Source organism: Winogradskyella poriferorum (assembly GCF_050618035.1).
GTDB classification, from domain to species: domain Bacteria; phylum Bacteroidota; class Bacteroidia; order Flavobacteriales; family Flavobacteriaceae; genus Winogradskyella; species Winogradskyella poriferorum_A.
In genome coordinates this window covers 122106-137736 of sequence record NZ_JBODPY010000006.1, presented here as the reverse complement: position 1 = coordinate 137736, position 15631 = coordinate 122106, and the positions used below count along the sequence as shown (strand labels likewise).

Annotated in this window: 12 protein-coding genes; all 12 read left to right on the top strand. The window is 35.1% G+C overall.

Going from position 1 to position 15631, the window contains the following annotated elements; genetic code table 11:
• Positions 1 to 312: 312 nt before the first annotated feature.
• The 12 genes from ACRHOC_RS13435 to ACRHOC_RS13380 all read left to right on the top strand — a co-directional run bounded on the left by ACRHOC_RS13435 (position 313) and on the right by ACRHOC_RS13380 (position 15629).
• Complete coding sequence (locus tag ACRHOC_RS13435) at positions 313 to 1413, top strand: adenylate/guanylate cyclase domain-containing protein (RefSeq protein WP_431159164.1); 1101 nt, start codon at positions 313 to 315, stop codon at positions 1411 to 1413.
• 105 nt (positions 1414 to 1518) lie between these two features.
• On the top strand, positions 1519 to 2439 hold the full coding sequence (locus ACRHOC_RS13430; RefSeq protein WP_431159163.1) for a polysaccharide lyase family 7 protein: 921 nt from the start codon (positions 1519 to 1521) through the stop codon (positions 2437 to 2439).
• Between the two features lie 11 nt (positions 2440 to 2450).
• Positions 2451 to 3449: a T9SS type A sorting domain-containing protein gene (locus ACRHOC_RS13425; RefSeq protein ID WP_431159162.1), complete on the top strand. Its 999-nt coding sequence runs from the start codon at positions 2451 to 2453 to the stop codon at positions 3447 to 3449.
• A 102-nt stretch (positions 3450 to 3551) separates the two neighbouring features.
• Positions 3552 to 5609, top strand: a complete 2058-nt coding sequence (locus ACRHOC_RS13420; protein ID WP_431159161.1) for a polysaccharide lyase family 7 protein — start codon at positions 3552 to 3554, stop codon at positions 5607 to 5609.
• A 17-nt stretch (positions 5610 to 5626) separates the two neighbouring features.
• Positions 5627 to 5998 (top strand): cupin domain-containing protein, encoded by a 372-nt coding sequence (locus ACRHOC_RS13415; protein ID WP_431159160.1) that lies wholly within the window; start codon positions 5627 to 5629, stop codon positions 5996 to 5998.
• A 331-nt stretch (positions 5999 to 6329) separates the two neighbouring features.
• Positions 6330 to 9410, top strand: a complete 3081-nt coding sequence (locus ACRHOC_RS13410) for a SusC/RagA family TonB-linked outer membrane protein (protein WP_431159159.1) — start codon at positions 6330 to 6332, stop codon at positions 9408 to 9410.
• 24 nt (positions 9411 to 9434) lie between these two features.
• On the top strand, positions 9435 to 10853 hold the full coding sequence (locus tag ACRHOC_RS13405) for a RagB/SusD family nutrient uptake outer membrane protein (RefSeq protein WP_431159158.1): 1419 nt from the start codon (positions 9435 to 9437) through the stop codon (positions 10851 to 10853).
• Positions 10854 to 10872: 19 nt separating this feature from the next.
• Positions 10873 to 11751: a PKD domain-containing protein gene (locus tag ACRHOC_RS13400; RefSeq protein WP_431159157.1), complete on the top strand. Its 879-nt coding sequence runs from the start codon at positions 10873 to 10875 to the stop codon at positions 11749 to 11751.
• 4 nt (positions 11752 to 11755) lie between these two features.
• Positions 11756 to 12670, top strand: coding sequence for a polysaccharide lyase family 7 protein (locus ACRHOC_RS13395; RefSeq protein WP_431159166.1), 915 nt, complete (start codon positions 11756 to 11758; stop codon positions 12668 to 12670).
• Positions 12671 to 12832: 162 nt separating this feature from the next.
• Positions 12833 to 13534, top strand: coding sequence for a FadR/GntR family transcriptional regulator (locus ACRHOC_RS13390; RefSeq protein WP_431159156.1), 702 nt, complete (start codon positions 12833 to 12835; stop codon positions 13532 to 13534).
• 20 nt (positions 13535 to 13554) lie between these two features.
• The gene (locus ACRHOC_RS13385) at positions 13555 to 14841 is read left to right on the top strand and encodes an MFS transporter (protein ID WP_431159155.1); all 1287 of its coding nucleotides are present in this window, start codon (positions 13555 to 13557) and stop codon (positions 14839 to 14841) included.
• A 35-nt stretch (positions 14842 to 14876) separates the two neighbouring features.
• Positions 14877 to 15629, top strand: a complete 753-nt coding sequence (locus ACRHOC_RS13380) for an SDR family NAD(P)-dependent oxidoreductase (protein WP_431159154.1) — start codon at positions 14877 to 14879, stop codon at positions 15627 to 15629.
• The last annotated feature ends 2 nt before the right edge of the window (positions 15630 to 15631 follow it).

Genomic DNA, 15631 nt, shown 5'->3' with positions numbered 1-15631 from the left:
ATATGATGAGTATCAATTAAATCTCTTGGTGTGATACTGATGTTCGATATTTCCATTGATTTATCTACAACAAACCAGATACAAAATGTATCTGGTTTTTTTTATCTAAGTTTCCCTGCAGGGCCAACCAACACAGTGAGTTAATCCTATTCCCGAAGCAATTAGTCAGATAAAAAAGTATTTGGCTTTTTTATAGAAAGGCTAAAGTTCTTGCATGAAGGTTGATGATCATTAATTAATATTCAAAATCTTATATTTGAGTTAGTTAACCATTTCAATTCTAACTTCTCAAGATTCCTTGGTGTTTCCAATATGACACAACTAGATCCAAAATTTATTAGAAATTTAAAGTTGATTATTCCTTTTGGATGTATTTGGCTCGTTATTAGTTGGGCGTTTCTTTGGAGTGAGTATGCAGCTGTGCCTAATCCAGATGTTGTTGTTGAAGGCGCTATTAAGATTACTTCAAATATTGTATTATTTGCAAGTATAAGTGTATTTATAACTGGTTGCTTGGTAGGTGTACTGGAGGTAACATTTATGAATCGCCTTTTTATTAAAGGAAACTTTCCTCAGAAGATTGTTGGTAAGTTAATTATTTATTCATTGTTGTTCTTTATTTTAATTTTCATCTTTTATACGATTGCCGCAAGTATAGAATTGAAAACATCGATATTTAGTTCAGCTGTATTTGATAAATACATACGATTTTTAATGAGTATAACTTTTATTACCACTGGTATTCAACTTGCATTTTCGTTAATTATTTCCTTAATCTATGCTGAGATTAGTGACAATCTTGGCCAGAGCGTATTTCTTAATTTTTTTACTGGTAAATACCATAAGCCAATTGTAGAACAGCGTATTTTTATGTTTACAGATATGAAGTCATCTACAGAGTTTGCCGAGCAATTAGGACATATTAGGTATTTTGATTTCTTGAAAGACTACTATAATGATTTATCTGATGCTATTATAAAAAATCATGGTGAGGTCTATCAATATATAGGTGATGAAATTGTCATTTCATGGGATCTAAATAGGAAAAATGCCGTCAAAAATAGTATAAATTGCTTTTATGCGATGGAGGAGGATTTGATGTTAAGGAAGGAATGGTATATAAAAAAGTATGATGTTTATCCAGACTTTAAAGGTGCTTTGCACTTAGGCGAAGTTACAACAGGTGAAATAGGAGCGCTTAAAAAGGAAATTTTCTTCACTGGAGATGTCTTAAATACCACGGCAAGGATGCAGGGCTTATGCAACAAGTATCCCACAGATCTGTTAATTTCCCAAGACTTTTTGGATAAATTAGAGAATACCTCTGATTTTGAAATCAATCATATTGGTCGTGTCCCACTTAAGGGTAAAAACGAAACCAAAGGACTATATACCGTACAAAAGTATAGCTAATCAAAGCTCTTCCTTATTAAATCCATTTGTTAAAAAACAATTAATCTTTGTTTAATCAACATTTAATTTTATATTTGGTAAACCAATCTGGTTAACCAATTATATATGAAGACTAAATTTTCAATTTTTATTCTGCTTGTTTTTTTAAGTGTAGGATGTTCTAAGAATAATAACTTAGAAAGACCTGAAGGTACTGTCGATAATACGGATAACAATAGTGACGATCAGAATGACGATACACCTATTGTATATGCCGATATAGACTTTTCTAATTGGAAGGTGACATTACCAGTTGATGAAGATAATAATGGAAAGCCAGATGAATATCAACCCAGCGAACTCAATAATTTTGGTTACCAAGATTTAGATGAGGTTCAACCTTACATGTATGATGATCCCGAAGATTCTTCGCTAGTATTTTATACGTTTCCAGATATTTCCACTGCAAACAGTTCTTACTCTAGAACTGAGCTTAGAGAACTTATTAATCCATCTAATAGTAAGGAGAATTGGACATTATTAGAGGGTGGAGAAATGACAGGTCGTTTAAAATTACAATCAATTTCAGAGAATAATAATTCTGGTGACGATTATCATAAAGTTATTGTTATGCAAATTCATGGTATTATCTCAGAGGAGGATATGGCCACCTATGGATTTGATGGTAACAATGGTCCACCATTAATTAAGATTTATTGGAAGGATGGTTTTGTCTGGTGCCATAAAAAGTCATTGGCAGATGAATCAACTACAGGTTTTGATTTATATGGTGTATATGATGGTACTTGGACTGATATTAAAGTAAACCTTGGATATGTTGGATACGATCCTTTTGATTTTAGAATAACGGCCTCGGATGCGAGAATAGAAGTTCAGCTCAATGATGATCAACCCTACATCTATGAAGATATAAGTCTAGAGAAATGGCCTTTCGAAAACTACTTTAAGGCAGGTAATTATCTAACTACTACAGATGAGAATGCCTTTGCCTACGTAAAATATTACAATCTATACGTAACTCACTAAATTAAATCAATATGAAAACAAAACTACTTTTTTCAAAACAACTAATCAACGCATTTTGCATATTATGTGTTATGTGCTTAAGCTTTAATCACGCATGGAGTCAAGAGCTTGTTAAAAACGGTACTTGTGACGAGCACGGAACAGGTTCTGATACATCAAATACTAGTGATAATGCAGATGCTTGGGATATGACGCCTAATAGCACATTAAATGGAGGTATAACAAGCCCATATAGATATGATGCTACTAACAATCCAGATGGATGGAGAAATGATGCCTTAGAGGATGCTTTAGAACTCAAATATTTAGGTATGGCTGGTTCTTTAGATGAACAACCAGGATCTACAAGTAGTGGAAATAATGGTACAAGAGGTGTTAAACTGTATGATGATGGAAATCCAGTTATTACAGGAAGTTCGCGTCGTTTATACCAAAGGGTTGTTGGACTTACAATTGGTGAAGATTATGTATTTTCTATAGATTCTCGCTCTGAAGCGGCTGGGACACCATCAGAAGTATATATTTTAAATACTGAAATTTCTGATGAAAATGGTATCGATGCCAATGGATATGCTGATACATCTGTCGTTATAGGTATGGATATAATTAATGATGAAGGTGCATGGGTAACAAACACAATGACTTTTACGGCTACGACTACAGAAGTTGTAATCTACATAAGATCTAATATGTCTATTGATGAAACAACTGAAGTGTTTTATGATAATATTTCGCTTCAAGCCGATGTGTTGTCTGTAGATGAATTTTCTACTACAAGCTTAAAAGTATATCCAAATCCTACCGAGGGATTATTAAATATTCAATCTGATTATACTAACACGGATTTATCCATTGAGATATTCAATTTGTTAGGTGCTAAAGTTTTAGAAACTAAAATGAATGGTGCTAATGAGAGTATTGATCTTTCTCATTTAAATAATGGATTATATTTAATGAAAGTATACTCTGGTTCTGAGGTTGTAATTACTAGGAAAATAGTAAAACAATAAGACTGTAAGGGTATTATTTGCAGATAACTCTTAATTTAATTAACTATTTAAATTAACTGAAGCCTTTATTGTTGTTTCGGTCATAATTATCAATAACTACGTATGAATTTTAAACAACTGAAAACAATCCTATCAAAATGTTGTTTTGGCCTTTTTATACTCATTTGTGCAGTCAATTGTTCAAACGAGAAAAAACAGAATGAAAATAAGAAAGGTGATCCTAACGAAATTGCATTAAATGCAAATGACGTGATTCCCATTTTTGAACATTGGAATTTAATTCTAGGAGATGGTTCTAACGTAGGTAAAGCCAACACTTATAGCAATAAAGATTTTTTCTATACAACAGAGGATACCAATGCAGATTGGGTTGTTTTTAAATCTCCAAATGCAGGTAATACACATGGGACATCTAACAATACAAGAACTGAGTTAGCGCAGTTAAAGAAATGGTCTCCTATGGTTTCTTCAAAAATGAATGCTACCTTAAAGGTTATGAATGTTGCCACCACAGGAGATGCTCGAGTTGCTTCTACATTCTCTGTAGTTGTAGGCCAAATTCATAGTGCAGATGGACACGAGAATGAACCTTTAAAGATTTTTTATAAGAAGTTTCCTGGTCATCAAAAAGGATCTGTTTTTTGGAATTATGAAATAAATACCAAAGGTGAGGACAATTCTAAAAGATGGGATTACTCATATCCAATTTGGGGTTATGATTTTTCAGTTGTTGGAAGTGATGAAGACGTTTTTCCATTAGAACCCGAAGACGGTATTCGATTAGGTGAGGAATTTAGTTATGAAGTTGAGGTAAAGAATGGTATAATGCATCTCACATTTACGAGTGAAGGTCATGAGACCAAAACTTTTATTAAAAATTTAATTTCAACAGAATACGCTACGGAAGCCGATATACCAGAGCAAGTCAATAATTTATTTGTTCCGATTGGCCAAGATGGTGTTGAAAGAGAGAACGCATATAGTGATGAAGGGTTGTTTTTTAAACTGGGATGCTATAATCAGACTAATGGAAAAGACCCAAAAGTAAATAAGGTTTGGTGTTCTGGTGCTGAAACTCATGGAGGAGATCTTAGCAAGCAATATGCAGATGGTAATTATGCAGAAGTCTGGTTTAAGTCTGCATCTATTGAAATACCAGAGGAAGCCATTTCGAATGCTGGTTATTTTGAGGCGAATGATGGTTTAAGTCATAAGGTTGTATATCCACATGAGGTGATTCCATTTATGGATAAGTTTAAGATCTTACTAGGTGATGGAACCAATGTTAATGACCTGACTGAATATGAAAACAAAGACTTCTTTTATACGGTAATTGACGGTACAAGACGTTGGGTGGTTTATAAAACACCAAACTCTGGAGTAACTTCACCCAATTCTAGTAATACGAGATCAGAGCTTCAAGAAAAACGAGAATGGATTCCAGAGGAAGGAGGTAACCTTACCGGAACATGTAAAGTTATGCAGGTCTCTGTTTCTGGTGATGCAAGAGTAGCCGCTTCTTATGCAACTGTTGTAGGACAGATACATAGTGGTGAAGGTCATGAAAATGAACCTTTGAAAATATTCTATAAAAAATTTCCTGGTCATAAAAAAGGCTCAGTTTTTTGGAATTACGAAATCAATACAGCAGGAGACGACAACTCTGGTCGATGGGATTTTTCTACAGCAGTCTGGGGACACGATATGTCTGTTGTTGGAGAAAGTAAAGAAGATTTCCCTTTTGAGCCAGAGGATGGTATAGAATTAGGTGAGGAGTTTAGTTATGAGGTTAATGTCTACAAAGGAATAATGTATCTCACGTTTACAAGCGAAAATCATAAAACAAAGACATTTACAAAAAACCTTATTGCCTCGGAATATGTAAATAAAACAGATATCCCAGATCAAGTTAATAAGCTTTTTGTGCCAATTGGGCAAGACGGAACAGAACGTGCCGAAGCCTATAGTGGTGAGCTGAATTATTTTAAACAAGGCGCATATAATCAAACCAATGGGAAGAGTCCAGAGACTAATATGGTTTGGTGCGCTGGTGCAGAAACTTATGGAGGTGATATTGCCAAACAATATGAAAATGGATGCTACACAGAAGTTTGGTTTAGAGAAGCGACTATTGGTCCAGGTAAAAAACCAAATAAATAACTTATATAAGATTTATAATGAAACGATTTAGTGATAAATATATCCTAACTAAAGAAAAGGATTGGGAAGAACTCGGTGGTGGTGTATCAAGAAAATTTCTTGGTTACGACAATCAAATTATGATGGTTAAGGTAAAATTTGAAAAAGGAGCTTTAGGCTCTCCGCACCAGCATTTCCATACACAGGCGACTTATTGCATATCGGGTAAGTTTGAATTTGAAATAGACGGTTTTAAGCAAATTATTGAAGCCGGTGATGGTGTGTACATTGAGCCTAATTTATTACATAGCACAGTGTGTCTGGAAGAAGGAATGCTTATCGATACTTTTAGTCCTGTTAGAGAGGACTTTTTAAGTGGAGGAGAGGTATCATATTTTGGAAATAAATAGTACAAAAATGGCGCTAATAGTGACTAAAACGTACAGTCTTTTAGTGAATAAATTAAACAAGAATCACTTTTTTCAAAGAAGTCTTGTTTTTAACATTTTTTTGTATATATTTGGTAAACCAATCTGGTAAACCAATTTTTATTGAATGAAAAAAAGGATAGTTGAGACCTACCCTTTAGTTCTACTTCAGTAATACTTGAAGAATTTTTTACCTGTGTAAGGTATAGCAAAGATACAAAATCAATGCTTTTAATTTCGGTATTATTCATTTTTTAAAATTTGGCTAATTGATTGGTATTAAAACTAATAAACTAACTTAAATGATTAATCTATGAAATTAAAGGTGAGATTTACAGTAATCCTTTTACTGTTATTTGGTCTTGTTGGTTTTGGTCAGGACACTTACACCCTACAAGGTACAGTTACTGCAGCTGCAGATAACATGCCTATACCAGGTGTTAACGTTATCGTGGTCGGAACAACAAATGGTGCATCTACCGACTTTAATGGTAAGTATCAAATTACCGTAAAGAGTGGAGATGTTTTGCAATTTTCTTATGTCGGTTACGCGACACAGACAGTGACAATAAGTAATCAGCAAGTTTTAGACATTTCATTAGCTGAAAGTACAAGTGCCTTAGATGAGGTAGTTGTAATTGGTTATGGTACCCAGAAAAAACGTAATGTTACTGGTGCTATATCTAAAGTTAATAATGAAAAGCTAGATCAGATTGCTGTACCAAGAGTCGATGAGGCTCTTGTTGGACAAGCCGCTGGTGTACAAGTTGCCGCAACAGAAGGTGAAGCTGGTTCTGCTCCAACCATTAGAGTGCGTGGTACAGGTTCTATTTCAGGTAACTCCGATCCGACAATAGTGGTTGATGGCCTTGTTGTTGATAGCGACTTCCTAGGAAATTTAGATATGAATGAAATCGAATCCTTTGATATTCTAAAGGATGCTGCTTCTACAGCTATTTATGGTTCTCGTGGAGCAAATGGTGTTATTATAATTACAACAAAAAGTGGTAAGGAAGGTAAAACAAGATTTAATTACAACACTTTTACTGGTTTTAAACAAGCACGACAAAGTGATGCCTATTATTTTTCCGTTGCAGAGACCGCTAGAGCACAAGAATTGGCTACTGGTAGTATTTCCTCGAGAACACAATTAAAATTATTACTTGGGGTTGATGAAGATTGGCAAGATATCATATTTGAAACGGGTTTAATTCAGAACCATGCGTTTAGTGCTAGAGGTGGTACAAAGAAAACTAAGTTTAGTGTGTCTATGGGATATTCTCATGATGAAGGTGTTCTACTTACAGACGATTACAAAAGATATAACATGCGATTTAAAATCGATACCAAATTGAGTGATAGACTTAGTTTTGGTGCGAACATTGCACCGTCATATTCCAATAGAAGACGATTTGACGGATCAACGCATGATATTTTGAGACAAACGCCTTGGTTACCATTGTATGTTAATGAGCAAGTTTTACCTTTTGTGAATCGATTACGCGATGGTGGAAAATATGCGGATGTACAGATTGGTGATTATGCAATTCAAAGAATGTTCGATGATTATGATTTAGACGCTATGATGCCAGTTGAGTCTGGTGGAACAGATATTAGTAATACTTCTAATACAAATCCTGCAGCAAAGGTTCTAGAGCGTGATAGAAATGATTACAAGTTTAAATTGGCTGGAAGAATGTATGCCAATTATGAGATTATTCCAGGTTTAAAATTTAATACAAATTTGGCTGGAGATTTTCAAAATACTAAGAGAGACAGATGGCAGGGTGTAGAGTCCAATAGAAATGGTGCTGCAGCGACGTCATTAGACTTATCGACAGAGAATAGAATACATATTGTTACGGATAATTTCTTTTCATATGACAAAGCTTTCGGAGATCATGAGATTAACGCGGTTGGTGGTATGTCAGCAGAGAAGTGGGATTACACCTTCGAATCCGTTTCAGGTGGAGGGTATGACTCAGATTTAGTACGTACAATTTCAGCGGCTGATCCAACGACTATTACTGCAGCTTCTTTCGAACATACCAGAAGACTTATGTCATTCTTCGGTAGAGCAAATTATGCTTATAAAGGGAAGTATTTAGCTTCTGTAAGTTTTAGACATGATGGGTTCTCAGCATTTGGTGAGGACAATAAGTATGGTAACTTTCCTGCGGTTTCAGCAGGTTGGATAATGAGTGATGAGGATTTTCTAAATGAGAGTGATGTAGTCACAAATCTGAAACTAAGAGTAAGTTATGGTGTAACAGGTAATCCGTTAATCGATTCTGGCAATGATCTTATTGATAGTTTTCCATATATATCTTTACTTTCTCCATCATCTGCTGTAATAGATGGGTCTGTAAATACGGCATTTAATCCTATTAATATTGCTAACCCTGGATTACAATGGGAGCGTTCATTAGAAATTAATCCAGGTGTTGATTTTGGCTTTTGGAATAACAGAATTTCAGGTTCATTCGATGTCTATAAAAGAACTAGTGATCAACTACTATTAGATAATCCAGTGTCTTATACAACTGGATTTGATAGTGGTTTAATTAATATTGGTGAAGTAGAGAATCGTGGTTTCGAATTTGAACTTAGAAGTGCCAATATTGTGAAGGAAAACTTTAGATGGTCTACAACTATAGTTGGTGCAAGAAATAAAAATGAACTTACAAATTTTGGAGATGCAAATGGGCAAATTCAAAATGTTGATAGTAAGCGTGCTGCAGAGTGGATTAACTTAGTCGGAAACCCGATTTCATCTTACTATGGATGGGTAGTTGATAGAGACATTCCTCTAGAATATATAATTGATCCTTATCATCCAGTTGGTGCAGAAGCACAAGATGTTTATGTAAAAGATTTAAATGGTGATGGTGTTATCGATGACGATGATAAAACGATACTCGGAGATCCATATCCAGACCTAGTATGGTCAGTTACCAATAATTTCAATTTAGGAGACTTCGATTTAAGTTTTATGTTTCAAGGAAGTCATGGTGCCGAAATTAGAAATATGGGAGATCAATATCTATTTAATCATTTTAATAGTTCTCAAGATTTTGACCCATCAACTACACCAGATCAAGAATTTATTAGACAAAAGATCTTTACAAATGATATTATACAAGATGCATCGTATGTTGCTTTGAGAAACTTAATTATAGGATATACAATTCCTGAAAGCTTTACAAAGAAGATCTTTATAACAAATGCGAGAGTGTATTTTTCTGGTAGTAACTTATTGTACTTCACAGCAGATAATTATACTGGGTTCAATCCAGAATCAATTAATAATACATCACCGACCACTTATGGTTATCAAAGGGCAGGATCACCTATTCAGAGGACCTTTACTTTTGGAATCAATGTTAATTTTTAGAGGACTTAATTAAAACAGAATACAATGAAAAAATTCAAATATATAATATTAGCTGTACTAGCATTCAGTTCTGTAGGATGTGATGATTATCTCTCTCCAGAATTAGAATCTTTGATCAATGCTGACAACTACTACAGTACAGAAGAAGAATTAGAAAAAGGTGTTATTAACATGTATGATGGTATACAAGGTGTTAATAGTACAAATGCAAACGATTATCATGCTTTGCAAGTAGAATTCTATGTTACAGAAATGCGAAGTGATAATACAAGAACTAAGGCTCAAGAAGGTGAAGCTGCACAGTTTGAGTTTTACACAATTGAGGCCAATAACGGTATTGTAGCTGATTATTATCGTAGTTTTTATAATGTAATTTTTAGAGCCAATACCGTTCTAGAAAACTTAGGTGTTGCCTCACCTGAAAATGCACTTGCTTTTGAAGCTGAGGCAAAATTTGTTCGTGCCTATGCGTATTTTAATTTAGTAAGATTATTCGGTGATATTCCATTGGTTGATCGTATACTTTCGGCAGAGGACAAAGAAATCTCATTTACGAGAGTACCAACATCTGAGATTTATGATTTTATTATCTCAGATTTATTAGTAGCCGTATCAGGATTAGACAATACTTATAAAACTAGAGCATCTAGAGCTGCTGCTCAAACTTTATTGGCAAAAGCCTATTTAACAGTGGGAACTAATTATTTAGATGCCCAAAATTTAATAGAGGATGTTATGTCAAGTGGCTATGCTTTAGAGCCAGACTTTAAAGATGTATTTTTTAATGAGTTAAATGATGAGGTGATTTTTGCCGTTGGTTATGAGCCAGATGGTATTGATAGCCAAAACTTTTCTGCGGAATGGCTTAATGCTGTTGGAAGAACAAGTGGTGTAAATTATACGACTCAAGATTCTAGAGAGGCATTAGATGCTTTAGGTGGTGATAGAACTCAATACTCTTATAGAGTTGATTTAGATCAGCCAACACAATTTCAAGTGGTAAAATATATTCCAGATGGTGATACTACTTTAGGAATTAACCCTACTTCTGTAGATCCTACAGCAGCAGGTAATGATTTTATTGTTATCAGATATGCAGACGTGCTGTTATTGCATGTAGAGGCTATAATGGCTGGTGGATCTTCAACAAGTTCGCCTGCAGCCTTAGAGTCGTTTAGATTAGTAAGAGAACGTGCAGGACTAACAGGTGATGATGATGATAATATCACTAAACAAGAATTGTTAGATGAGAGAAGAGTAGAGTTGGCTTACGAAAATCAACGACTATTCGATTTAATGAGATTTGGTGAGGCACAAGCTGTATTATCAGCATTTTCAGGAGCAACAGGAGGAAGCTTCACAGCTAGTGATTTGCTTTTACCAATACCACAGTATGAAATCAATTTGAGTCAAGGATTGTTAACTCAAAATCCAGGATATTAATCTTTTAAAAACTATTATGATGAAAACAATGAAATATTATGGATTAGCGCTGATCTTCATCGGAACGTTAGCATTCAATTCATGTGAAGATCTGGAACAATTTGAACCATTAGGTGAAAACTCAATTGCAGATGCAACACCACCTTCGGCAAGCTTTACATATACACAAGGAGCAGGTACAGAAGATGCGTGGAAGGAATACACATTTGCCAATGCATCAACAAGTGCTACTATGTACATGTGGGATTTTGGTAATGGTGAATCATCAACAGAAGTAGATGGGTTTGCAATTTATCCTGGTGAAGGGACATATACAGTTACCTTGACCGTTTCAGACAACAATGGTGTGGAGAGTACATTCACAGAAACTATTGAGGTAATAGAACCTGAAGAACCAGCAGCAATTATTCCGGTTATTAACGAATTTAGTTTTGAAGACAATTCACCAGGTAGTGAGGATTGTGGTGATGGCAATATGGATGGTAGAGATTGTTGGAGAAATAGTGACCTTGGTGGTGTAATTCAGATTACATCAAGTCCGGTGCAAAATGGATCTCAGGCCTCAAAATATCCATCTGCAGGTGATAGGATCGCGTATCAAGAACTAACAGTTTCACCGAATACAGATTATATAATAACCTATTACTATACGTTAAAAACGAATAATCCTGGTTCGATAACCTTACACATTTTAGCTGGTGGTGGTTATGTAGATTATAATGATGCCATTGCGGGATCTATAGCATCTTTTGAGGGTACAGATCAAACTAGTGCGAACGACTATGTGCAGGTGAACTTACCATTTAATACTGGTGCTAATGATATGGTTTCCATTTTTGTGACAAATCAAGGTGAGGAAGCGAGACTTGATAACATTACGATAGACGCTGTAGACTAAAACAATTATTGTGAATACGAGAACTCTTTTTATACTACTTTTTTCAATCAGCTTAAGCTATGGATTTGCTCAATCTGAAAATAAAGATGATTTGAGTGCAACTAAGACTGAAAAGAAGAAGAAGAAAAAGAAGCGTAAGAAGAAAGTTAAGCTACCTAAGATTGATCTTACTCACTGGAAGGTGACACTTCCTGTGACCAATGAAGTAGGTAAACCAGTTGAAATTGAACCACCTGAGATATTTGATTTTGCATCTAATGAGATCGCTAAGCCATATATGTATATCGATTCTACTCGAGGCGCAATTGTATTCCATGCCATGCCAACGGATTCTAGAACACGCAATACAAAGTATACAAGATCAGAATTACGAGAGCAAATGGCACCAGGTGATAATAATGCCAATTGGACATTTAAAGATGGTGGTAGGATGAAAGCTAAAATTGCGATTGATGATGTTACCAGAGATGCTGATGGTAAGTATCATCGGATAATTATTATGCAAATACATGGTAGATTAACAAACGAGCAACGCGATTTAATTGGTGAGGATGATAATAATGCGCCTCCAATGCTAAAAATCTATTGGGATAAAGGTAAGATAAGAGTTAAAACAAAGGTCTTAAAGTTTTTAGAGGCTGGTATACCGGAAATTCTGCATGAGGATGCCTGGGACAATGACGACGGTTTCAATTTTGAACAAGAAGTTGGCTTTAAAAAGTTTACACTTGAGGTTAAGGTATCAGATGGAAAAATGGTGATTATCCTTAATGGTAATGAATTTAAAGTCTACGATAGCATTCACATTAAAAAATGGGGTGTGTTTGAAAACTATTTTAAGGCTGGTAATTATTTTCAAACCAGAGATGAAGGGGCTTATGCAAAGGTTAGGTTTTACGAATTAGAAGTAAGTCATTAGAATATTATTTAGAGTGTCATATTAATAGAATTCTACTCATAGGAGTTAGTTGGTTAGAGTGGGTAGAATTCTATAATATCAAAACAAGTAGACAAAAAAAGTGTTAAAAATTGCATATTTTTAAAGTAAATAATCTGGTTAACCAATAGAATGAGTTCAAATATGAAAGTAGAAACATTACAAAAAACAGAAGGGTTAAGTTTAAATAAAACTATTATCGCCAAAATAAAAGAGCTTATTAATTATAAGAACTTAGAACCAGGTGATAAGTTACCTTCTGAGCGTATGCTATCCGAAAAGTTTGGAGTAACTCGCAGTAGTGTTAGAGAAGCAATTCAGACGCTGGAATATTATGGATTACTTAAATCAAGACCGCAAAGTGGTACATTCGTTGCGAATATTGGTGTTATCGCTATGAATGGAATGATCGATGACATTCTTAGACTTGAAGAGCCAGATTTTAAATCCCTTGTTGAAACTCGTATACTTCTAGAACTCAAAACTGTAAAACTGGCATCATTAAGACGTACTGATGAGGACTTAGTGAAAATTAAGGAAGCATTGGATGCCTACACGGAAAAAGTAAAGGCAGGTTTAGATGCAGTGGAAGAAGATCTATTGTTTCATCTTGCAATAGCTAAAGCAAGTGGTAACAGTACTATGAACACTTTTATGTTATCTATAACTCCTGAGATAATTACCAATTTTGAGAAATATCACGTTTGTGATAAAAATTTAGCCAATTTAGGAATAGAAGAGCACCGTGCAATTTACAATGCAATTAAGGAGCAGAATCCTAAACTCGCAAAACAAAAAATGAAAGAACATTTTAGTGTATTATATCAGTACTGCTATAATGTTTAGAATATAGACTAACAATCAAAATGAAAATACGAGGTTTAAGGTGGTGGATTATTGGGTTAATCTTCATAGCCACTGTTATAAATTATATTGATAGAACTGCGTTCGCTCTACTCTGGCCTCAGATGGGTGAGGATTTAGGAATGGACCAGTCGGATTATGCATTTCTTCTTAATGTGTTTCTGGCCACATATGCAGTAAGCAAATTTTTGTCAGGTAGATTATATGACAAAATCGGAACACGGATAGGGTTTACATTGTCGATAATAGTATGGTCTCTGGCTGCAGCGTTTCATGCCGTAGCAAAAGGCATCGTTTCATTATCGATTGTAAGGGGCTTACTTGGATTGGGTGAAGCTGGTTTATGGCCTGGAGCTGTAAAAAGTAATGGAGAGTGGTTTCCTGTGAAGCAAAGAGCTCTAGCTCAAGGAATATTTAACTCAGGCGCCTCTATTGGGAATGTTATTGCACCTATTGTAATTGTCTTCCTTTATGCCAAATTTGGTTGGAAGGCGACATATGTAATTCTCGGTTTACTAGGGTTAATATGGGTTATACCTTGGTTAATAATTAATAAGACAAGCCCACAAAAACATCCTTGGATTACTGATGAAGAAAAGAACCTTTTATTAAACGATAACATTGCTAATGATAATGTTCAAGACTCGTCTGAGCCAAAAAGCTTAAGCTTGGGTAAAATTTTGAGTTTTAAAGAGTCATGGGGAGTTTTACTCTGTAGATTTTTTATTGAACCAATTTGGTGGTTTTTTGCAGGTTGGATGCCGATTTATCTTAATTCTAAATTCAATTTAAGCATCGAGGAGATTGGTAATACCATGTGGATTTCCTATTTAATGGCTGCGGCAGGTAGTATTCTAGGAGGGTTATTTACTGAAGAAGCCATTAAAAGAAGTAACGTAGATGTTGGTAGAAAACTTAGTATTGTTGTGGGTAGTGCCCTTATAATAGCAGGATTTGTAGGTATAATACTGTTTGTTAAGGAGACAAACTTCATGACCTTTATATATCTCGCAGGAGTGGCCTTATTCGGATTTCAATTTGCAATTGGGAACATTCAAACCTTATCTAGTGATTTATTAAAAGGACCGTCAGTAGGTACATTGGCAGGATTAGCAGGTACTGTTGCGGCAGTGTCTCCTATGATCATGAATTGGTTTGTTGGTCAAATTACTAAGGGTGGTTCTTACGTACCAGCCTTTATTGCTATCACGACTTCTGTCGTATTAGCTGTATTGGTGATATATATATTTATAAGCAAAGTTAAACTAGTTGATAACACTAGTGAATAATTAAAAAATTAAAAGCAATTTAAAGAATTACATAAATGAATAAAATAGCAATAGTAACAGGTGCAACAGGAGGAATAGGATTTGCCGTTGCAAAGCGTCTTGGACAAGATGGTTACACCGTAATTTTAAATGGAATCGACCATGAGGCGGGAGCTGAGAGGATTAAAGAATTAACAGCAGAAGGTATAACAGCTGAATACTACGGTTTTGATGTTACAAAAGAAGATCAGATAACAGAAAACATACAAAAAATTGGAGATAAATATGGTAAAATCGATGTTTTAGTTAATAATGCCGGTGGATTAGGTGGTCGATCTCGTTTTGAGGAAATGACCACCGACTTCTACAGGTTTGTAATGGCCTTAAACTTAGACTCAGTGTTTTTTGCATCGAGAGCAGCCATTCCTTATCTCAAAAAAGGAGAACATCCTTCAATAATTAATTACACCTCTAACGCTGGGTGGACCGCAGGTGGTCCAGGTGCTGGAGTTTATGGTACGTCTAAAGCTGGTGTTCATGCAATTACAAGAGCATTAGCTAAAGATCTGGCAGAATACGGTATTAGAGCAAATGCAGTTTCCCCTGGAACAATTGATACACCATTTCATGCCCAAATTAAAGCTACAAAACCAGAGGTATTTAAGTCGTGGGCCAATAATATAATGTTAGGGAGATTAGGACAGCCAGATGATGTTGCTGGTGTTGTCTCCTTCTTAGCCAGTGCGGATGCTTCATTTATTACAGCTGAAACTATTCAAATTGGTGGTGGTCAAGCACTAGGAATTTAAAC